The sequence below is a fragment of the Streptomyces sp. NPDC015125 genome (assembly GCF_043080045.1).
Taxonomy (GTDB): Bacteria; Actinomycetota; Actinomycetes; order Streptomycetales; family Streptomycetaceae; genus Streptomyces.
The window spans coordinates 23,821-43,917 of the sequence record NZ_JBIBVF010000013.1; the positions used below are offsets into that span (position 1 = coordinate 23,821).

The window sequence follows — 20,097 nt, forward strand, 5'->3', positions numbered from 1 at the left end:
CACCCGTCGGTCCGTCAGCCCGCCACCCGTCGGTCCGTCAGCCGAGGATCTCGAACGGGTCGCCGACACGGATCGTGCCGACCCCGCGGGGGATCAGATTCCGGCCGAAGACCAGCCGGTCACCGAAGCGGCGATGCCGGGCGAGGGTGCGCAGCGGCTCCTTGCCGCGCTCGGCGGTGCACTGGTCGGTGGTGGTGACCACGCAGCGTGCACTGGGCTCGGACACCTCGAAGACCACTGCGCCGATGCGGACCCGCCGCCAGTCGTCCTCCGCCCAGGGGGCGGTGCCGTCCACCACCACATTGGGCCGGAAACGGCTCATGGGCAGTGGCCCCTCGTCCGCGTGATCGCCCTGCGCGATAAGGGAATTGAGGGCGTCCAGCGACGAGGTGGTCGTCAGCAGCAGCGGGAAACCGTCGGCGAAACTGACCGTGTCACCGGGCGCTCCCCAGTCCGGTGCGAGGGGCCGGCGCTTCTCCGGTGCGTCGAGATACACCAGCCGGCACTCGGTGCCGAGGTACCCGCCGAACCACGCGGCCGCCGCCGGGTCCGCGGGCACCGCCTCGACCTCGTCCTTCCAGACCTCGACCGGGATCGTCTCCTCGGAGGCGGGCACCTCGACCGTCAGTGGCTCCCTTCCGGGCGCGGTACACCGCAGGCCGCCGCCGGGCAGCCCCTCGGCGTGCGCCAACGCGAGCGTCCGTTGCTGCCGTTGGGTGATCATCCTGCGCTCTGCGTCCACCAGCAGCCAGCGTCGGTCTCCGGCGAGCCCCCACGGCTCCACGACCGCCTCGCCGGGACCGGGCCCCGCCATTGCTTTGACCGGGTAGAGATGGATCGACTGGAGCGCAGGCTTCGGCATGCAATCCATCCTGCCAGCGGCCTCGGACAGGTGACCGGCCGACTTGGTCAGTACCCGCGCGGATACTGCCGGCCGTACGGATCGTCGTACGGCGAGGCGGGCCGGGGCGCGACCGGAGCGGCCGGCCGCATCGCCTCGTACCCCGTGCCCATGGGCGGGCGCTGGGGCTGCTGCTGTTGCTGGGGCGGATAGCCGCGGCTGCCCGCCTGCTGCGGGATGTACGGCGCCGGAGCCTGCTGGAGCGGGGCGACCGGCTGCGCGGCAGCTCCCGGGTAGCCCTGCGCGGGCGACGGGTAGGAGGGCGCGGCCGGAAGGGCCGGCAGCGCCGACGGGAGCGCCGGCAAATAGGACGAACCCGTCTCGTAAGGGGAGGGGTTCACCCGGATCGGGGCGATCTGCGGCGTACCCCGTTCGGCGACGAGGCTGTCGTAGATCGGGGTGTCCGGGAAGGAAGGCGAAGCGTAGTAGCCGCCGTAGGTAGAGCGGGGGGAGGTCATGCCTCATAAGTTAAGCCCACGATGTGCCGATTGGGGAGCCTGGAAAGAGGGTTGTTTTGCGTGTTCGGAGCGGCTCTGGAGCACCAATGGGAGCGAACTTGTGGAAATCGGTCGCGATCGCCCGTAGGGATCGTGTAAAGGCCCCGCTTCTCGCAGGTGAACAAGGGACGTTCGGAGCGGTTCGGGCCAAGTAGGTTGGAGAGGCCACCGGAGAGGGGGCGCGGCGGACGAGAGGAAGGCGCGGCGATGTCGATGCCCAAGGGCAGCAATGTTCCGGTCCCGGCCCCGGAGGTCCGGGTGGAACTGGGCTGGCAGGCCGCCCCGGGGACACCGGACGTGGACGCCTCCGCCCTGCTTCTGGTGTCCGGAAAGGTCCGCGACGACGGAGACTTCGTCTTCTACAACCAGGCCGCGCACGCCTCCGGCGCCGTACGCCATGAAGGCAAGCGCACGGCCGGCGACGCGATGACCGACACCCTCACCGTCGCCCTGGCCTCGGTCGAACCCGCCGTCGACACGGTGGTGCTGGCCGCCTCCGCCGACGGCGGCCCCTTCGGGAGCGTCCCCGGGCTGCACATCCGGGTGCTGGACGCGGCGAGCGGCGCCGAGATCGCCCGCTTCGACAGCCGGGACGCCGGCCCCGAGACCGCCTTCGTGCTCGGCGAGCTCTACCGCCGCCAGGGCGCCTGGAAGTTCCGCGCGGTGGGGCAGGGGTACGACACCGGTCTCGCCGGACTGGCCACCGACTTCGGCATCAGCGTCGAGGAACCGGCGCCGCAGCAGACCGCGCCGCCCGCCCCGGCCCCTGCCCCGGCTCCCGCCATGGCCACTCCGCCGCCCGCGCCGCCCATGGCCCCACCGCCCGGGGCGCCTGCGCCCCCGATGGCACCGCCGCCCATCGTTCCGCCTCCGCCTCCGGCACCTTCGCCTCCGGCGCCTGCGCTGGCCCGGCCACCCATGGCCCCCGCGCCGCCGTTGCCGCCGGGGCAGCCGGCGGCGTCCGTTCCGCCCCCGCCGGGGCAGCCCGCGCCCGCGCCGGCGCCCCCTCCCGTTCGTCTGACAAAAGTCACCCTCACGAAGGACGCCCCTGCCGTTTCCCTGACGAAGCAGGGCGGCACCTCCGGGGCGATGCGGGTGAACCTCAACTGGAGCGGCGGCTCGGCGGGCAAGCGGCTCGGCAAGACGCTCGGCCGCAAGGCGATGCAGACCATGGGCGCCCGCGGCGCGCTGCTGCCCCCGTCCGGCGAGCTCGACCTCGACCTGTGTGCGCTCTACGAACTCACCGACGGCGCCGCCGGTGTGGTCCACCCGCTCGGCAACACCTTCGGCGCCCTGCACGCCCCGCCGTTCATCCAGCTCGACGGCGACGACCGCACCGGCGCCGTTGCGGCCGGCGAGAACCTGACCATCAACCTCGACCACCAGGCACGCATCAAGCGCATCCTGATCTTCGTCACCGTCTACGCCGGCGCCCGCAGCTTCGAGGGCCTGAGCGCCACGGTCACCCTCCAGCCCCAGCACGGCGCCCCCGTCGACTTCTCGCTCGACGCCTGCACGGTGCCCTCCAACGTCTGCGCGCTCGCCCTGATCACCCACACCGGCGGCGAACTCGTCGTCCAGCGCGAGGCCCGCTACCTCGTCGCCGAGCCCGGCGTCAGCCCGCAGCGCACCGTCGATCACGCCTACGGCTGGGGCCTGGACTGGTCACCGGCCCGCAAGTGACGGCAGGACCGGGGCAATCGGGGAGGGGAGCCGGGGAGGGCAATCGGGGAGGGCAATCGGGGAGGGGAGCCGGGGGCCGGGGGCCGGGGGCACCGCTCAGGGCGCCGGGTACGTCCGCCCCTTCCACGCCGCACCACGCCCCCGGTAGTGCGCCACCGCCGAGTCCACGGTCATCAGCAGATACAGCAGCGCGGTGACGGGCAGCAGCGGCGCCCACCACGGCCGCTGCCCGTAGTAGCGCAGCATCGGCAGATACGTCCCGCACATCACCGCCCAGGCCGCTCCGCCGAGCGCGGCGGTCGTCGTATCGCCGTCGGCCAGTCCGGCCACCAGCGCGGCGGGCGGCGCCAGATACACCAGCGCAATACCGAGGACCGTGCCGAGCAGCAGCAGCGGCTGGTGCAGCAGTTGGGCGTAGGCGCTGCGCGAGACCATCCGCCACAGCTCGGCCGGCCGCGGATACGGCCGCACGCTGTCGACCCGGTCCGCGAGCCCCAGCCAGACCGTGCCGCCGGAGCGCTGCACCGCACGGGCCAGCGCCACATCGTCGATCACCGCATGCCGGATCGCCTCCGGAACGCCCGCCCGCTCCGCGGCCTCCCGCCGCAGCAGCACGCAGCCACCGGCCGCCGCCGCGGTCCGCGCCCCAGGACGGTTGACCCACCGGAAGGGGTACAGCTGCCCGAAGAAGTACACGAAGGCCGGCACGATCAGCCGTTCCCAGAAGGTCACCACCCGCAGCCGCGCCATCTGCGACACCACATCCAGGTCCGCCGACCGGGCCGCCGCCACCAACTCCCGCAGACTGTCCGGCTCGTGCGCGATATCCGCATCGGTCAGCAGCAGGTACTCCGGTGCGACACGCTCCCGCGCCAGCGCGATCCCGTGGCGTACGGCCCAGAGCTTCCCCGTCCACCCGGGCTCGGGCTCGCCGGGCGAGGACACCGTCAGCGGCAGCCCCCCGCGCGCGGCCGCCAGCTCCCGGGCCAGTGCGCCGGTCCCGTCCGTACTGCCGTCGTCGACCAGGAACACCTCCGCCCGGCCCGGGTATTTCTGCCCGAGCAGCGACGGCAGGCTGTCCGGCAGCACCGCGGCCTCGTCCCGCGCCGGGACCACCACGGCAACCGACGGCCAGCGCTCCGGATCCCGGCGCTCCGGGAGCCGGACGTCCGTCCGCCAGAAGAAGCCCTGTCCCAGCAGCAGCCACACCCAGGCCAGCAGCGACCCGGCACCGATCCACTCCATCGCGCTCACGGCCGCAGTCTGCCGCACCACGACCGGCACGCACCGGCGATCGGGGTGGTGTCACGGAAGGGGACCGAGTCGGAGCGACGGAGCCGGGGCGGGAGGAGGAAGCCGGGGCGGGAGGGGGAAACGGAGCGGGAGGAGGAAGCCGGGGCGGGGCAGGAGGACGGGGCGGGACGGAGTGAGGCGGGGCGGGTGGGGAGCGGGCGGGCGCAACGGCCGGGACCGCCCGCCACCCCGCTCGCCCCGTCACCCCGCCCGCGGCCCCAGCGAGCCGCCCGGCCGCCGCGCCCGGTATGACAAGCCGGACGCGCGACTGAGTAAAGTGTCCGGGTGAAGATCGCGCTGATGGACTCCGGGACCGGGCTGCTCGCGGCGGCCGCCGCCGTGCGGCGACTGCGGCCGGACGCCGATCTGGTCCTCTCCTCCGATCCCGACGGTATGCCCTGGGGTCCCCGCACCCCCGACGATGTCACCGCACATGCGCTGGCCGTGGCCCGCTCCGCGGCCGCCCACCGCCCCGACGCCCTGATCGTCGCCTGCAACACCGCGTCCGTGCATGCGTTGCCGGCGCTCCGCGCCGAACTGGAACCCCATGTCCCGGTCATCGGCACCGTTCCGGCCATCAAGCCCGCGGCAGCCGGTGGCGGCCCGGTCGCCATCTGGGCCACCCCCGCGACCACCGGCAGTCCCTACCAGCGGGATCTGATCGAGCGATTCGGGCAGGGCGTGGCGGTCACCGGCGTCCCGTGCCCGGGGCTTGCCGACGCGGTCCAGGCTGCCGACGAGGCCGCGATCGACGACGCCATCGCGGCCGCCGCGCATCGCACCCCGCGGGATGTGCGCAGCGTCGTCCTGGGCTGCACCCACTACGAACTGGTCGCCGAACGCATCCGCGCCGCGCTCCAGCAGCCCGCTGCCCCCGCTCTCGTCCTGCACGGCTCCGCCGAGGCGGTCGCCGCCCAGGCGCTGCGCCGTATCGGTGCCGAGCCGGCGCCGGCGGCCGCCCCGACCGGGGCCCTGAGCGTGATCCTCAGTGGCCGCCCCGCCGGACTGCCGGCCGTGGCGCTCACCTTCGCCGAGGGCCGGCTGCTCGCCGAGAGCCGTACGGACATCGCCCCGGGGGCCCCGGACGAGGGCACTGCGGCCGCCGACGGGGTCGCCGCCGCCCGCCGCTGATGTCGGACATGACGGCCCGCCGCTGACGTCGGACATGACGTGGAACATGACGTTCGGCGGCACCGCAATCCGGGCCGTGAACGACCGTCCGACGCGCTGCCGTAGCGTGCAAAGACGCGTACGCTGCGTCTCATGAGGGACCACCCCCACGAGGGGGCAGCAGCCCCCGACGACTCCGGCACGACCGAGGGCGCCGACAGCGGAGCGCGCCCCACCGGCGGCTCCCATGCGGAGATCCCCGAGGTCTGGCACGGCAGCGCCACCAACCGCATCCAGTGGCTGCTGGCCGCGATCGGCGCGGGCTGTCTCGCGCTGGGCATCGAGCTCGCCGTCGAGAGCAACTGGACCGCGGGCCTCGCGCCCCTGGTGATGTCGGTGGTCGGCTGCGTCGCGGTCGGCCTGCTGGTGCTCTTCGGCACGCTCGCCTATGTCCATGTCGCGGTACGCATCGACAAGGACTGCCTGGAGGTGCGGTGCGGCCATATAGGGGTGCCACGCCGCCGGATCCCCCTCGACACCGTCGTCGGCGCCGATTTCACCCCCCAGGTCACCCCACGCCACTGGGGCGGCTGGGGCTACCGCTGGCGCCCCGAGCAGGGCACGGCGGTGGTCGTCCGCCGCGGAGAGGGGGTGGTGGTGCGGCTCGGCGACGGACGCGACTTCACCGTCACCGTCGATGACGCGGAAGGCGCCGTGCGCGCCATCCGGGGCCGGCTGCGGCCGCGCAAGGGGACCCCGGCGGGCGCCTGAACACCGGTCGGGCCGGGCACGCGGCCCGTTCCCCCCTCGCGTTCGCACGTGGCCCGTGCCTCCTCCGCGTTCGCACGTGGCCCGTCCCTTCTCCGGGATCGCACGCGGCCCAGGAGCCCGCCCCCCCCGAGAGCGCACGCGGCACGTCCCGTAACCGGGGGGCCGTCCGGGACGTCCCGTAGGGTCGGAGCATGGCTACCCCCGAATTCATCCGCGACCTCCGGAACTCCATCGGCCGGCAGCTGCTCTGGCTGCCCGGGGTGAGCGCGGTCGTCTTCGACGACCAGGGCCGCGTCCTGCTGGGCAAGCGGGTCGACACCGGTGGCTGGTCGGTGATCGGTGGCATCCCCGAGCCCGGCGAACAGCCCGCCGAGACCGCGATGCGAGAGGTCTACGAAGAGACCGCGGTGCAGGTCGTGGCCGAGGGCGTCGTCCTCATCGAGACCATGCCACCCACCCACTACCCCAATGGGGATGTCTGCCAGTTCATGGACGTGACGCTGCGCTGCCGGGCGGTCGGCGGCGAGGCGAAGGTCAATGACGACGAGTCCCTGGACGTGGGCTGGTTCGCCATGGACGCCCTGCCGGAGCTGGAGGAGTACGCACTGACCCGCATCAAGCGGGCGCTGGAGGCCGGGCCGACGTGGTTCCACACGATGGAGGCGGAGCCGGAGGGGCCCCAGCTCTGAGGTACCCAGCTCTGAGCTACCCGGCTCAGGGGCCGCCCCGGGGCGGCCCCTGGATTCCGTCCTCCGACGGGTTTCCTTCCTCCGGTGGGATTCCGTCCTCCGGCGCAGAGAGGGCCCCGACAGCTGTTCCGGCGGCCGGCGGGCCTACAGCTCCTCCGTCGACGGCTCGTCCATCGGACCGGAGGGCTCACCGGGAAGCGCGGGCAGCTCGGATCCGCCGGGTCCTTCGGGCCTGCCGGGTTCCCGGGACGGCCCCGGGGCGGAGGGCTGATCGCCCGGCTCCTCGGTGTGCATCTCCCGCTTGTCCTTGCGGCAGGTCGTGATCCAGGTGCCGGTGGGGCCGCTCTCGTACTGGCAGAACCAGCCCCGGACGGCCAGGGTGCCCCGGTCGTCCCGGGCCTCGTGCGGCGCCCGCACGAAGAACTCGGACATCACTTGGCGGGCCTCGTCGCAGCCCACCGTGCCGCCGGCCCCGGGATCGGCGTAGAGGACGACGTCCCCTGCCTTGCCCAGTGCGTCGGGGAGCTCGCCGCAGTCCATCGGCTGCCCGGGGATGGTGGGGGAGGCGGAACCGGCGCCCTCGTCCGGAGTTCTGCCCGGCCCCGGACCGGTGCCTGCGGCGGACGACGCCGCGGCGGTCGGGCTCCGGTCGTTGTCCGCGTCCCCGCAGCCCGCCGCGGCCAGGGCGAGCAGCACCGTCGGCACGGCGATGAGCCTCCGCATGTCGGTCTCCCTTGTGGCGGCGGTGCGCAGACGGCACGCTGCGTCGTACGACGCTAGGAGCCCACCGGGGCTCCGGCGATCCGGGGCGACCGATCGGGTGAAGCGGGCGGGCGCCGGGAGCGGCGGCTCGCCGCCTGTCACGTCGGGTGCGGGCAGCTGCGGGCACCACATCTGACGTGGGCCGCCGCCATCTGCGGCCCGCGAAGTATGGCGCCGGGGCACATCGGAGCCGGAGCCGTCCGCTGCCTAAGGTGCGGACATGACCGTGATCGGCACCCCAGGCCCGGTATCCCTCGACCTCGACGGCCGCACCGCGCTCGTCACCGGCGCGGCCAGTGGCATCGGGCGCGCCTGCGCCCTGCGGTTGGCGGCGGCCGGCGCCACGGTACGCGCGGTCGACCGGGACACCGACGGCCTGGCCGGCCTCGTGGCGGCCCACCCGGACGGCGCCCGCGGCAGCATCGAACCGCGGCCGCTGGACCTCACCGATCTGGACGCGGCCGAACGGGCCGCGGCCGGCACCGATCTGCTCGTCAACAACGCGGGCCTCCAGCTCGTCCGCCCCATCGAGGAGTTCCCGCCCGAGGTCTTCCACCAGGTGCTGACCGTCATGCTGGAGGCGCCCTTCCGGCTGCTGCGGGGCGCGCTGCCCCATATGTACGCACAGGGCTGGGGCCGCGTCATCAACATCTCGTCCGTGCACGGACTGCGGGCGTCCCCCTTCAAGTCCGCCTACGTCGCGGCCAAACACGGCCTCGAAGGGCTGTCGAAGACTGCCGCTCTGGAGGGCGCCGCGCACGGTGTCACCAGCAACTGCCTCAATCCCGGCTATGTCCGCACCCCCCTCGTCGAACGGCAGCTCGCCGACCAGGCCGCCGCGCACGGCATCCCCGAGGAACGCGTACTGGCCGACCTCCTGCTCGCCGACTCCGCCGTCAAGCGGCTGCTCGAACCGGAGGAGGTCGCCGAGGCCGTCGCCTACCTCTGCACTCCGCAGGCGTCCTTCATGACGGGTACCTCACTGGTGATGGACGGGGGCTGGACCGCGCATTGAGCGGCCCGCGGTCCGGTACCCGGCCGCGGAGGCTGGCGTACCGCGACGTACCGAAGGTATCCCTGTGACCATGCCCAGCGATCAGCCTGCGTCCGAGCCGGTCCCCAAGCCCGTGGACGCGCCCCCGTCGGAACCCGGCCCCGTGGACGCGCCCCCGTCGGAGCCCGGCCCCGTGGCCACACGTCCGCCGGCGCCCGGCCCCGTGGACGTATGTCCGCCGGCGCCCGATCCGTACGGCCAAGGCCACGCCCCGGCCGACCCGCCCGTCTCCGCCCCGGCCGACCCGCCCGTCTCCGACCCGCCCGTCTCCGACCCGCCCGTCCCCGACCCGGCCGAGAATCCCTTCCTCCGGCTGCTGGCCACCGGCGCCGCCGCCGAGGACTACGAGCGGCCGGTGCTGCGCGCCCGCGCCGACGGCGCGTCGGCCGGCCGGCTCGCCGCACTGGAGCAGGCCAAGCTCCTCGCGTTGCGGGTACGCGCCGAGCTGGAGGACCGCCGGCGGCGCGAGGCCGAGCTGTCCGCGCTCTACGCCACCGCCCACGACCTGGCCGGGCTGCGTGACCTCGACGCGGTGCTGCGTGCGATCGTGCGCCGGGCCCGGTCCCTGCTGGGCACCGAGGTCGCCTACCTCACCCTCCACGACACCGCCGCCGGCGACACCTATATGCGGGTCACCGACGGCTCGGTCTCCGCGCGGTTCCAGCAGCTGCGGCTCGGCATGGGCGAAGGCCTGGGCGGGCTGGTCGCGCAGACCGCCCGCCCCTACGTCACCGACAGCTACTTCCACGACGAGCGGTTCCGGCACACCCGCACCATCGACTCGGGCGTCCACGACGAGGGCCTGGTGGCGATCCTCGGGGTACCGCTGATGCTCGGCAGCGGGGTGATCGGCGTCCTCTTCGCCGCCGACCGCCGCGAGCGGGTCTTCGAACACGGTCAGATCGCCCTGCTCGCCGCCCACGCGGCGCATGCCGCCGTCGCGATCGACACCGCCAACCTCCTCGCCGGGACCCGTAAGACGCTCACCGAACTGGAGGCAGCCAACGAGATCATCCGCGATCGCAGTTCGGTCATCGAGCGCGCCTCGGACATCCACGACCGGCTGACCGAACTGGTGCTGCGCGGCGGCGGGGTCTTCGACGTGGCGGACGCGGTGGCGGAAGTCCTGCACGGCGCGGTCGAGTTCGCCGCACCCGGCCGGGCACCGGCCGAGGCACTGGACCGCTCGCGCGCCGACGGCCACGCCGTACGGGAGGGCACCGAATGGGTCGCGGCGGTCGGGGCGGGCGGCGAGGTCCTGGGCGCCCTCGTACTGCGCGGTCACCCGGCCCTCGATCCGGTCGACCAGCGCACCCTGGAGCGGGCCGCCATGGTCACCTCGCTGCTCCTGCTCGCCCGGCGGACCGCCGGCGAGGCCGAACAGCGGGTGCGCGGCGAGCTGTTGGACGATCTGCTGGACGCCGCCGACCGCGACCCCCGCCTGCTCGGCGAACGCGCGGCCCGGGTCGGCGCGGACCTCGATGCGCCGCATGTCGTCCTGGCGGCCCGGACCGACGGTGCACCACCGGCGCACGGAGCGGCGATATCCGACCGCGAGGCCCCCTTTCCGTCCGACGGCGCCTCCCCGCCCGACGCAGCCTCTCGGCCCGACGCCGCTTCCCCGCCCGACGGCGCCGACCGCCGCCGCCTGTGGTCGGCGGCCTCCCATCTCGCCGCCACCCGTCATGGACTGGCCGCCGTACGGGACGGCGGCGCCGTTCTGCTGCTGCCGCTCGGCTCCGACGGGGACCCGGCGCACACCGCCCGCGAGATCGCCGCCCGGCTCGGCGCCGTGCTGCACCAGCCCGTCACGGTCGGCGCCTCGGCCCCGGTCCCGGCCCCCGCCGCCCGCCCCGCGGCGGTCGCGGACGCCTACGCCGAGGCCCGGCGCTGCCGGGAGGCGCTGCGCGTACTGGGCCGGGCGGGCCAAGGTGCGGCCGCTGCCGACTTCGGCTTCCTCGGCCTGCTGCTCGCCGACACCCGCGATGTGGACGGCTTCGTCCACCGCACCCTGGGCCCGGTCGCCGACTACGACGCCCGTCGCGGGACGGAGCTGCTGCGCACCCTCGGCGCCTACTTCGCCTGCGGGATGAGCCCGGCCCGTACCAAGGACGCCCTGCATGTCCATGTGAACACCGTCGCCCAGCGCCTGGAGCGGGTGAGCCGGCTGCTGGGCCCCGAATGGCAGACCCCGGCACGCGCCCTGGAAATCCAACTGGCGCTGCGGCTGCACCAGCTGTCCTCCGCCGTGACGCGCGATACCGGCGGGTAGACGGGGAGCGCGCTCCGCGCCGTGCCCGCGGCCGGTCCGTACCGGTAGCCGCCTCCGGGTGCGCGCCGCCGCGACCTGCGGCAGCGTGGTGGCCGAAGCTTTCCCCCTTCCCACCGCACAGAGGAGTTCGTCATGGGTGACAAAGGCGCCATGGACAAGATGAAGGGCAAGGCCAAGCAGAAGGCCGGCAAGATCACGGGCGACGAGCGCATGAAGAGCGAAGGCCGTACGGACGAGGCCAAGGGCAAGGCCAAGAGCGCGATGGGCAACGCCAAGGAGAACATCCAGGGGACGAAGGACTCCCTGAAGAGCAAGAACCACTCCTGACGCCCGGCGGGGGCGTGGCGGACCTGCTGCCCCGTCTCCCGGAGCGTCCCCGGGCCCGCCACGCCCCCGCCGAACATCAGGTTCCCCGGCCCCTGGGCCGGACCCCTCAGGACGGTACGGCCGACGAGGCCCCGCCTTCCGCCGCTGCCGCCCCCGTCGCACGGAGCGCACCGGCCGTCGCCGTGCCGTCCACCGCAGCGAGATCCCGGCTGCGGGTCTCGCGCGCCACGCCCACCGCGAGCAGCGTCAGCAGGGCGGCGGCGATGACGTACAGGGCGATCGGCGTCGGGCTGTCGAAGTCGGCGAGCAGCGCGGTCGCGATCAGCGGGGCGGGCGCGCCGGCCGCGACCGAGGAGAACTGGGCCCCGATCGAGGCGCCCGAGTACCGCATCCGGGTCGCGAACATCTCCGCGAAGAAGGCCGCTTGCGGCGCATACATCGCACCGTGGAAGACCAGCCCGACGCTGACCGCGAGCAGCAGCAGCCCGAATTGGCGGGAGTCCACCAGCGCGAAGAACGGGAACGCCCAGACGGCGACGCCGACCGCGCCCAGGAGGTAGACCGGCCGGCGCCCGATCCGGTCCGAGAGCGCGCCCCAGGCAGGAATGACCGCGAAGTGCAGCGCCGAAGCGATCAGCACGGCATTGAGGGCGGTCTGCTGTGACAGCCCGGTGTGCGAGGTCGCATAGACGAGCACAAACGCCGTGATCACGTAGTACGAGATGTTCTCGGCCATCCGCGCACCCATCGCGATCAGCACCTCCCGCCAGTGGTGGACGAGCACCGCCACCAACGGCAGCTTCTCCACCGCGGCACCCTCCGCCCGCCGTTCCTCGGCGCTCGCCAACGCGGCCTTGAACACCGGCGATTCATCCACCGAGAGCCGGACCCACAGCCCCACGATCACCAGGACGCCCGAGAGCAGGAACGGCACCCGCCACCCCCAGGACGTGAACGCCGCATCCGACAACAGCGCCGTCATCACCGACAGCACACCGGTGGCCAGCAACTGCCCGGCGGGTGCGCCGGTTTGCGGCCAGGACGCCCAGAATCCACGCCGCCGTGCGTCACCGTGCTCCGACACCAGCAGCACCGCGCCGCCCCATTCACCGCCCAGCGCAAACCCCTGGATCAGCCGCAGCACGGTCAGCAGCACCGGCGCCGCGGTACCGACCGTCGCATGGGTCGGCAGCAACCCGATCGCGAATGTCGCGCTGCCCATCATCAGCAGGCTCAGCACCAGCAGCTTCTTACGCCCCAGCCGGTCCCCGTAATGCCCGAAGACCAAGGCCCCGATGGGCCGCGCCGCAAAGCCCACCGCGTAGGTCAGAAACGACAACAGCGTCCCGACGAGCGGATCGGAACCAGGGAAGAACAGCTTGTTGAACACCAGCGCGGCGGCAGATCCGTAGAGGAAGAAGTCGTACCACTCGACGGTGGTGCCGACCAGGCTCGCGGCGACGATGCGCCGGAGGTTGGTGGGGGCTGGTGGAGCGGTCGCGGGGGCGGGCATCGACACCACTTCCTGACGAGGTGCGGGGACGTTTCGTGTCGCCACACCGTAGGAATGCCCAGGTCGTGCGCACATGTGGCGGGCCGCCACACTTCGGGGCGCGACCATGCGGGCGGGCACCATGACGGGGTGCAGCGCCATGACGGGGTGCAGCGCCATGACGCAGCGATAGCTCTCGTGGGTGGCCTGCTCCTCCTGCTGCAGCTCGACTGATCACTCCTCAATACGGGCGTGGGGGCAGTGGTGCCGACCACTCCATGGTGAAAGGAATGGAGCCGGTTCCCGAGCATTCATCCTCATGGGGGCGACCCTGCGCACACCCAGCCGACACCGGCTCCCCTTGAGCACACTCATCTCAGGCGGGCAGACATCAAAGAGCCCGGCCCGGGGCCATGAATCCAATCGATTTGGCGGCATTCATGCTCCAATATCCGGGTCATGCCTGATAGCCCGCCTTGGTAGGGGAAGGGGCGCCTGCGTTCCCCGCGTTCCCGAGCGCGAGATCTTGGCCTCGCCTGGCGGTAGGCCCATCACCAGCGAAGGACGTGCAGGATGTCGAATCACTTCACCGGCCTCAATCTTGGCGCACCGCTCGGGGACCAAAGGCTCGACCTCTGTGACCTCTATGCGTTTCAGTCCCCCACTGACTCGGCGAGGACGGTGCTCATCCTCAACGCGAACCCACATGCCGATGCCTTGCACCCTGATGCCATCTATCGCCTCAACATCGACAATGACGGAGACTGCCTCGCCGACATGGCGATCAGTTACGTCTTTTCTCCACCGCAGGATGGCCGTCAGACCTTCAGTGTCTTCGTGGCGAAAGGTGCTGAGGCTCGCTCGGCCGAAGCCGTCGGGCAGCAGGTCGTCAGTGACGCGGACGTGTCGTTCGGCACCGTGGCGAACCCCGTCACCTCTGGTCCCTACACGTTCTTCGCCGGTAGTCGTAGCGACGCCTTCTTCTTCGACTTCGACGGGATCAAGAATCTCTTCGATACCACCGGAGGCAGAAACTTCACCGCGCCTCATCTCGGTGGCAAGTCGCCATGGACCGGTGTGGACTCGAACACGGAAGCCAATGTGTTCTCGACGGTGGTGGAACTGCCGACGAGTGAGCTCCGCGCCGGCCCCGAGATCCGCGTCTGGGGCCGGTGCAGTGTGCGGAAAGATGGCCGGCTCGTCCATGCCGACCGTGCGGGCCACCCTTCCGTCAGCAGCTTCTTCAACACCGACGAGACGAAGGAGGAGTACAACGCCAGTGAGCCGGTGAACGATCGTGAGCGTTGGACCGATCAATTCGTCCACCTCATGGGGCACACCGGCAACTACACGCGAGAAGAGGCCGTCGCGGCGATTGATGCCGACCGCATCCTGCCCGACATGCTGGCTTTTGACCCGTCGAAGCCCGCGCAGTATCCCAACGGCCGTGTCTTCACCGACGACGTCATCAACTACCGGCTCTCCTTCCTCTCGAAGGGCGATATCCCTCCCACCGGGCTGGCGCCACACACCGACCTTCTGGACGAGTTTCCCTACATCGGTAATCCGCACCCCAAGGGGAACTGACCCCCGCGTTCCGTCGGCGGCGTCGTCCGGGTCTTGAGCGGGGAGGCGGAAGTGCCTTCCGGGTGGGGGCGATCGGGCATGTCATCGGCGCTGTGGACTCTCCGCCCGGCAGGACATGGTCGAGCGGAGAGTCTGCGGCCCCACGTCAGCACCCGTGATCACCTCTCCCGGTGGGGCGAGCGCGCGAGTCATCCGGCAGTCCCCAGCCCCGAGGCTCACTCCACCTGTTGTCATCCTGCCTCCTGATGTAGTACTTCTTATACATGAGCGAGCAGGTGCACAACAGGTTGGCGATGGTGCGAGCTGAACGCAAGGTGTCGCGGCAGGCGTTGGCCGAAGCGGTCGGCGCCCACTACCAGACCATCGGCTATATCGAGCGCGGGCAGTACAACCCGAGCCTCGATCTCGCCTTGCGCATCGCCGAGTTCTTCGAACTGCCGGTGGAGGCACTCTTCTCCCTCCGGCCGTTCCGCCCGCTCACGGACGAGGTTTACGGGAGGAAGCAATGACCGCCACAGACACGCCCCGGCAAGGCCGGCGCACGCGCTACGACGAGCGCATGTTCGCCATCATGAACAACCGCGAGGGGAACGCGCTGTACGCGACCGCCGCCCGCCGTCGCACGGCCGTCACGGCCCACGTGGTGCTGACGGTGGCATCCGTCGCCACGGGCATCGGCGGGTGGGTGACCGACCGGCGCGGGCTCGCCTTCGCCCTTCTTGGCCTGTCTCTTGCCCTGACCCTCGCTTGGTGTGTGGCCACCGGCGTGATCAACGGCGCCACCCGCGGCCTCCTCGAACTGCGGACGCAGGTCCTGGACGAACGCCAACTGGCGGAGCGAGACCGGGTGCGGGCGCGGGCACACCGCCTGACCACATACCTGCTGGCGGGCGCCGTCATCGGCGTCGCCGCGTACTGCTGGACCGGTCAAGTACAGGCCCGAACTCTGCTCGTTCCGGTCCTGATCGTGGTCTTCGTGGTGCACTGGCTGATGCCGATGTGGGTCGCCGGACTGGCGGTCCGGGACGAACCGGCGGAGGAATCGGAGCAGGTGCCCGAAGCGCTCTAGTCAGGCACGTCCGGGGGCGAGAGCGGAGCCATAGCGGGCGAGCGGCAACGGTCACGGTGCCACGGAAAATGTACGCCCGCCTCAACGCTCTTTAAAGGCGACCCGTACAGCAGGCCCTGGGCAAGTCGCGAGGTGCTGCTGCCGTCCGGACCAGTGCCGGTTCCGTGGGGGGCTATCGCGACGGTTCGGCAGCGGGCGGGGTCAACGTAGGGCCCACGACTCACGCAGATCGTTGGGAACTCCCTCCCGACAAGGGGGCCGGGGGGAGGGGCGCATGGAAGGCAGATGGCTCGTCTGCCGACCGTCAACTGCCAGCTGCATCCGGAGCCTTGACATGTCACGCATCGTCGATTCGTTCCGCGAACGCAACAGTTTCAGCGCCGGTTGGGCACTCGGCAGGAATATGCGGGTGGTCGTGTCCGTTCAGGGTGTCGACCTACTCGTTTTCTCCGTGATGAGGCTTTCGATGTCCGTGCTGTCCCTCCCCTCCCCGGCAGATCCGCCACCTCGCCGCCAGGAGTTAGCCGGCCGTGTAATCGCTCTGATCGGCGGTGGTTCGGGGATCGGGTTGCGTGTTGCCCACCAGGCTGCTGCGGCAGGAGCGAAGGTCGTGCTGGGAGGCCGCACACCGGAGAAGCTGGCTGCCGCGGCACGAGAGGTGGGGGAGGGTGCCGGCTGGCAGACGGTGGAGGTGACAGACCCTCGCTCTATCGAACTGTTCTTCGGTAAATTCGACCGGGTCGATCACGTTTTTACGACCGCGGCGTCCTACCGCGTCGGGCCGATGCTGAAGCTGAACGATGCTGACGCGGCGAGCCCCTTCACCTCCAAGTTCTGGGGTCAGTACCACGTGGCCAAATACGCGGCACCGCTGCTGCCGCCCGACGGCTCCATCGTCCTCATGTCCGGCGCCGCGGGGGCGCGGCCCCCGGCACCCGCTCCTGCCTACGCCGCCTGCAATGCCGCCATCGAAGGACTCGGACGGGGGCTCGCGGTCGAACTCGCCCCTGTACGGGTCAACGTGATCTCGCCGGGCACCGTCGACGGCAGCCTCTGGGCACAGCGACGGGCTCAGGAGCGTGACGCCAGCTTCACGCAGTACCGTAACGACACCCTGCTGCACCGCCTCGGAACCGAGGACGAGATCGCGCATGGAGTCCTGTTCCTCTTCACCAACGGCTACATGACCGGTTCGACCCTGTACCCGGACGGCGGCTACACGCTGCGCTAGCTGCCGGGGACTGCATCAGAGGCTCTACTCATGCAGTTGGGCGCCGGCCTGCTTTTTCCTGATGAATGCCCGGCAACCCACGGGGGAGACGCCGGGCCGTACGGGCTTGGTCAGAACTCGGGGCAGAGATTTGTGTGCACGGCCACGACGATCTGTGCGGCCTTGACCTTGCCGAAGCCCTTGGGGTGGTGGGGCGAGGTGAACCGCATTTCCGCCATACCGGCCTGCTTCGACTTGTCCTTGGGGAAGTGGTGGATCGTTTGGCACTGGTTGCGCCCGCGCTCGACAGCCTTGGCTTCCTTGCCGTGGACGATGTCCGGGTCGATGCCGGTCAGGGCACGGATGTATCCAAGTTCTGTGGCGGCATCCGGCTTGGGCGGGATGCCTGCGGAGGCTTCGGCGTCCGCACTGTTCTTGGCGGAGGGGGCACTCGGCGCCGCGGTGGGTGTCTTCTTCGGCGCTGCGGTGGTGCTGTCGTCGCTGCTGCACGCGGTGAGCGTGGCGGCCAGGGCGAGTGCGGTCAATGCGGTGGCGGCGAGGCTCTTCACGTGTTCCGGCTTCCGAGTGGATGACTACGGGTACCGGTGTGACCGCCGAGGCTGGGCGAAGGTTGTGTGGTGACTCCGTGTCGGCGTGGTGCGAGGCGCGGAGCGGCATCGGTCGTCCGTTCCGCGCCTCGTACCGCACACCTGCCGGGGCCCCTCAACCCCGGCGGCGAACCAGGGACCCTCAGCCCTGGTCGTAGGTGTGGAACCCCCGCCCGGTTTTGCGGCCGAGCAGGCCCGCCTCCACCATGCGCCGGAGCAGCGGTGGCGGGGCGTGGAGCGGCTCCTTGAACTCGTCGTAGAGGGACTGGGCGATGGCGGCCACGGTGTCCAGGCCGATCAGGTCGGCGAGTTTGAGCGGGCCCATGGGGTGGGCGCAGCCCAGCTCCATCCCCGCGTCCACGTCGGCGGCGGTGGCGAAGCCGGACTCGGCCATCCGGATCGCCGAGAGCAGGTAGGGGATGAGCAGGGCGTTGACCACGAAGCCGGCCCGGTCCTGGGACCGTACGACCGTTTTTGCCAGGGTGCCGGTGACGAAGTCCTCGGCGGCGGCGACCGTGGCCGGTGCGGTGTGCAGGGAGGTGACGACCTCGACGAGCGGCAGCACCGGTACGGGGTTGAAGAAGTGCAGCCCGAGGACGCGGTCCGCGCGGCGGGTGGCCATGCCGAGCCGCATGACGGGGAGGGCGGAGGTGTTGGTCGCCAGGATCGCGTCCTCGTCCTCGACGATCTTGTCGAGGGCGGCGAAGACGTCGGTCTTGGCGTCGGGGTTCTCGGTGATGGCCTCGATGACGAGGTGGCGGTCGGCGAGGTCGTCGAGACTGCCGGTGAACACCGTCCGGGCCAGGGCGTCCTCGGCCGGTATGCGGTCCAGTTTGCCGCGCTGGACGGCGCGTTCGAGGGAGACGGCCAGCCGCTCGCGTGCGGCGCGGGCTGCGGCTCCGTCGGCCTCGCAGACGACGGTGTCGAGCCCGGCGCGGGCGCACACCTCGGCGATCCCCGCGCCCATCTGGCCGCCGCCGACGATCCCGACCCGCCGGATCGCGGCCTTCGGTGGAGTGCTCATGCCGTGACCTCCGCATGCCGGACGAGGTGGCGGCGGTAGGCGTCCGGGGTGAAGAAGGCGGGCAACTCCCTGGCGAGAGCCGTCCGTTCGAACATTTCACGGACGTCGTCGAGGCGCGCCCAGGGGTACGCGGCGCCCAGGGCGGCGATCTCGTCATCGACCAGCTGCAGCACCGTCTCCCGCTCGACGGCGCCGTGCCGCAGCCACTGCCAGACCTGGGAGCGGGCGATCTCGGCGGCCGCCGCGTCTTCCATCAACCCGTCGAGGGCCACGGCACCGGTGCCGCGCAGCCAGGCGTCGAAGTAGCGCAGCGCGACCGCGATATTGGCGCGCACGCCGTCCTCGGTGGGCGGCCCCGCGGTGCGCCGGACGGCCAGCAGCTGGTCGGCGCAGACGTCGACATCGTCGCGGGTGCGGTCGATCTGGTGGGGCCGTCCGCCCAGCACGCCGTCGAAGATCTCGCGGCAGAAGGGGACCAGCCCGGGGTGGGCGACCCATGTCCCGTCGAAACCGTCCTCGGCTTCGCGTTCCTTGTCGAGACGCACCGTGGCGAGCGCGGCCCCGTCGGCCGGTGTGCCGTGGCCGGGGACATGGGCGGTCATGCCGCCGATGGCGTGCGCGCCGCGCTTGTGACAGGTGTGCACCAGCAGTTCGGTGTAGGCCCGCAGGAAGGGGGCCGTCATGGTCACCTTCGTCCGGTCGGGGAGGGAGAAGTCGGGGCGGTGCGCGAAGGTCTTGATCAGGCTGAAGAGGTAGTCCCAGCGGCCCGCATTGAGCCCGGCGCTGTGCTCGCGCAGCTCGTAAAGGATCTCTTCCATCTCGAAGGCCGCGGTGACCGTCTCGATCAGGACGGTGGCGCGGATGGTGCCCCGGGGGATGCCGAGGAGATCCTGGGCGAGGACGAAGACGTCGTTCCACAGGCGGGCGTCGTAGGCGTTTTCGAGCTTGGGGAGGTAGAAGTACGGGCCGGAGCCGGCGTCGATCTGCCGCTGGGCGCAGTGGAAGAAGTACAGGCCGAAGTCGACGAGCGAGGCGGGGACGGGGCGCCCGTCGACAAGGAGATGCTCTTCGGTGAGATGCCAGCCCCGAGGGCGGACGACGATGGTCGCGAGCCGGTCGCCGAGGCGGTACTCCGTGCCGTCGGGTGCGGTGAAGTCGATCCGCCGCTCGATGGCGTCCAGCAGGTTCAGCTGACCGCCGATGATGTTCTCCCAGGTGGGGGAGGTGGCGTCCTCGAAGTCGGCCAGCCACACCTGCGCCCCGGAGTTGAGCGCGTCGACGGTCATCCGGCGCTCCGGCGGCCCGGTGATCTCCACCCGCCGGTCGGCGAGCCCGGGCGCGGGCGGCGCGACCCGCCAGTCCGGGTCGGCGCGGAGGGCGGAGGTGGCCAGCGAGAAGTCGAGCGGGCATCCGGAGGAGAGGCGAAGCGCGCGGCGCCGCCGCTCGGTGAGGATGTCGCGGTGCCGGTCGGCGAAGGCATGGGCGAGGCACCCGAGGAAATCGAGGGCAGCGGGCGTGAGGATCTCGTCAAAGCGGTCGCCAAGAGGGCCTCCCCCGCTCGACCCACGTCGAGAGCTCGGGGAATCGCCGAGCACCCGGACACGGCTGTTCAGTTCGGTGGTGGGCATGCACATCTCCTCAACGGGCGGAGCGGCGGCGGAGTGCCGGCGGAGTGGTGAGGGCCGGCGGAGTGGTGAGGGCCGGACGGGGACGGTCGTCCGGCCCTCACCTGGACACCGGGCGGCCGG

Annotated in this window: 19 protein-coding genes; 11 read left to right on the plus strand and 8 right to left on the minus strand. The window is 71.7% G+C overall.

Going from position 1 to position 20,097, the window contains the following annotated elements; translation table 11 throughout:
* Positions 1-37 precede the first annotated feature (37 nt).
* Positions 38-862 carry an MOSC domain-containing protein gene (locus ACF088_RS24945; RefSeq protein ID WP_392377998.1) on the minus strand — a complete coding sequence of 275 codons (825 nt, stop codon included), beginning with the start codon at positions 860-862 and terminating at the stop codon, positions 38-40.
* 47 nt (positions 863-909) lie between these two features.
* Positions 910-1,359 (minus strand): DUF6643 family protein, encoded by a 450-nt coding sequence (locus ACF088_RS24950; RefSeq protein ID WP_392377999.1) that lies wholly within the window; start codon positions 1,357-1,359, stop codon positions 910-912.
* A gap of 246 nt (positions 1,360-1,605) precedes the next feature.
* Here ACF088_RS24950 and ACF088_RS24955 point away from each other — a divergent pair, with 246 nt between their 5' ends.
* Complete coding sequence (locus tag ACF088_RS24955) at positions 1,606-3,081, plus strand: TerD family protein (protein WP_392378000.1); 1,476 nt, start codon at positions 1,606-1,608, stop codon at positions 3,079-3,081.
* Positions 3,082-3,177: 96 nt separating this feature from the next.
* Here ACF088_RS24955 and ACF088_RS24960 read toward each other — a convergent pair whose 3' ends face one another.
* Positions 3,178-4,326 carry a glycosyltransferase gene (locus ACF088_RS24960; protein ID WP_392378181.1) on the minus strand — a complete coding sequence of 383 codons (1,149 nt, stop codon included), beginning with the start codon at positions 4,324-4,326 and terminating at the stop codon, positions 3,178-3,180.
* Positions 4,327-4,659: 333 nt separating this feature from the next.
* Here ACF088_RS24960 and ACF088_RS24965 point away from each other — a divergent pair, with 333 nt between their 5' ends.
* From ACF088_RS24965 to ACF088_RS24975, 3 genes are all read left to right on the plus strand, one after another.
* Positions 4,660-5,505: a glutamate racemase gene (locus ACF088_RS24965; RefSeq protein WP_392378001.1), complete on the plus strand. Its 846-nt coding sequence runs from the start codon at positions 4,660-4,662 to the stop codon at positions 5,503-5,505.
* A 132-nt stretch (positions 5,506-5,637) separates the two neighbouring features.
* Positions 5,638-6,255 carry a hypothetical protein gene (locus tag ACF088_RS24970; RefSeq protein WP_392378002.1) on the plus strand — a complete coding sequence of 206 codons (618 nt, stop codon included), beginning with the start codon at positions 5,638-5,640 and terminating at the stop codon, positions 6,253-6,255.
* 191 nt (positions 6,256-6,446) lie between these two features.
* Entirely contained in the window at positions 6,447-6,944 is a 498-nt protein-coding gene (locus ACF088_RS24975) for an NUDIX domain-containing protein (protein WP_392378003.1), read from the plus strand.
* A gap of 144 nt (positions 6,945-7,088) precedes the next feature.
* Here the strand turns inward: ACF088_RS24975 and ACF088_RS24980 are convergent, their stop codons facing one another.
* Positions 7,089-7,667, minus strand: coding sequence for a hypothetical protein (locus ACF088_RS24980; protein ID WP_392378004.1), 579 nt, complete (start codon positions 7,665-7,667; stop codon positions 7,089-7,091).
* A 259-nt stretch (positions 7,668-7,926) separates the two neighbouring features.
* Here ACF088_RS24980 and ACF088_RS24985 point away from each other — a divergent pair, with 259 nt between their 5' ends.
* The 3 genes from ACF088_RS24985 (at position 7,927) to ACF088_RS24995 (ending at position 11,359) form a co-directional block, all read left to right on the plus strand.
* Positions 7,927-8,721 carry a 3-hydroxybutyrate dehydrogenase gene (locus ACF088_RS24985; protein ID WP_392378005.1) on the plus strand — a complete coding sequence of 265 codons (795 nt, stop codon included), beginning with the start codon at positions 7,927-7,929 and terminating at the stop codon, positions 8,719-8,721.
* Between the two features lie 352 nt (positions 8,722-9,073).
* Positions 9,074-11,032, plus strand: a complete 1,959-nt coding sequence (locus ACF088_RS24990) for a helix-turn-helix domain-containing protein (RefSeq protein ID WP_392378182.1) — start codon at positions 9,074-9,076, stop codon at positions 11,030-11,032.
* 132 nt (positions 11,033-11,164) lie between these two features.
* Positions 11,165-11,359, plus strand: a complete 195-nt coding sequence (locus tag ACF088_RS24995; protein ID WP_392378006.1) for a CsbD family protein — start codon at positions 11,165-11,167, stop codon at positions 11,357-11,359.
* 106 nt (positions 11,360-11,465) lie between these two features.
* Here the strand turns inward: ACF088_RS24995 and ACF088_RS25000 are convergent, their stop codons facing one another.
* A complete protein-coding gene (locus ACF088_RS25000; RefSeq protein WP_392378184.1) occupies positions 11,466-12,872 on the minus strand; it encodes an MFS transporter in 1,407 nt (468 codons plus the stop codon).
* Between the two features lie 552 nt (positions 12,873-13,424).
* Between ACF088_RS25000 and ACF088_RS25005 the strand changes: the two genes are divergently transcribed.
* The 4 genes from ACF088_RS25005 (at position 13,425) to ACF088_RS25020 (ending at position 16,738) form a co-directional block, all read left to right on the plus strand.
* Positions 13,425-14,438, plus strand: coding sequence for a DUF4331 family protein (locus ACF088_RS25005; RefSeq protein ID WP_392378007.1), 1,014 nt, complete (start codon positions 13,425-13,427; stop codon positions 14,436-14,438).
* 263 nt (positions 14,439-14,701) lie between these two features.
* Positions 14,702-14,947, plus strand: coding sequence for a helix-turn-helix transcriptional regulator (locus tag ACF088_RS25010; RefSeq protein ID WP_227045847.1), 246 nt, complete (start codon positions 14,702-14,704; stop codon positions 14,945-14,947).
* The gene (locus ACF088_RS25015; RefSeq protein ID WP_392378008.1) at positions 14,944-15,507 is read left to right on the plus strand and encodes a hypothetical protein; all 564 of its coding nucleotides are present in this window, start codon (positions 14,944-14,946) and stop codon (positions 15,505-15,507) included. The genes ACF088_RS25010 and ACF088_RS25015 overlap by 4 nt, the downstream gene beginning before the upstream one ends.
* Before the next feature lie 334 nt (positions 15,508-15,841).
* Positions 15,842-16,738: an SDR family oxidoreductase gene (locus ACF088_RS25020; RefSeq protein WP_392378009.1), complete on the plus strand. Its 897-nt coding sequence runs from the start codon at positions 15,842-15,844 to the stop codon at positions 16,736-16,738.
* 110 nt (positions 16,739-16,848) lie between these two features.
* Here ACF088_RS25020 and ACF088_RS25025 read toward each other — a convergent pair whose 3' ends face one another.
* The 3 genes from ACF088_RS25025 to aceB form a co-directional block, all read right to left on the minus strand.
* Positions 16,849-17,286: a hypothetical protein gene (locus ACF088_RS25025; protein ID WP_392378010.1), complete on the minus strand. Its 438-nt coding sequence runs from the start codon at positions 17,284-17,286 to the stop codon at positions 16,849-16,851.
* A 181-nt stretch (positions 17,287-17,467) separates the two neighbouring features.
* Complete coding sequence (locus ACF088_RS25030; protein WP_392378011.1) at positions 17,468-18,349, minus strand: 3-hydroxybutyryl-CoA dehydrogenase; 882 nt, start codon at positions 18,347-18,349, stop codon at positions 17,468-17,470.
* On the minus strand, positions 18,346-19,977 hold the full coding sequence (gene aceB / locus ACF088_RS25035; protein WP_392378012.1) for a malate synthase A: 1,632 nt from the start codon (positions 19,975-19,977) through the stop codon (positions 18,346-18,348). The genes ACF088_RS25030 and aceB overlap by 4 nt, the downstream gene beginning before the upstream one ends.
* Positions 19,978-20,097: the final 120 nt, after the last annotated feature.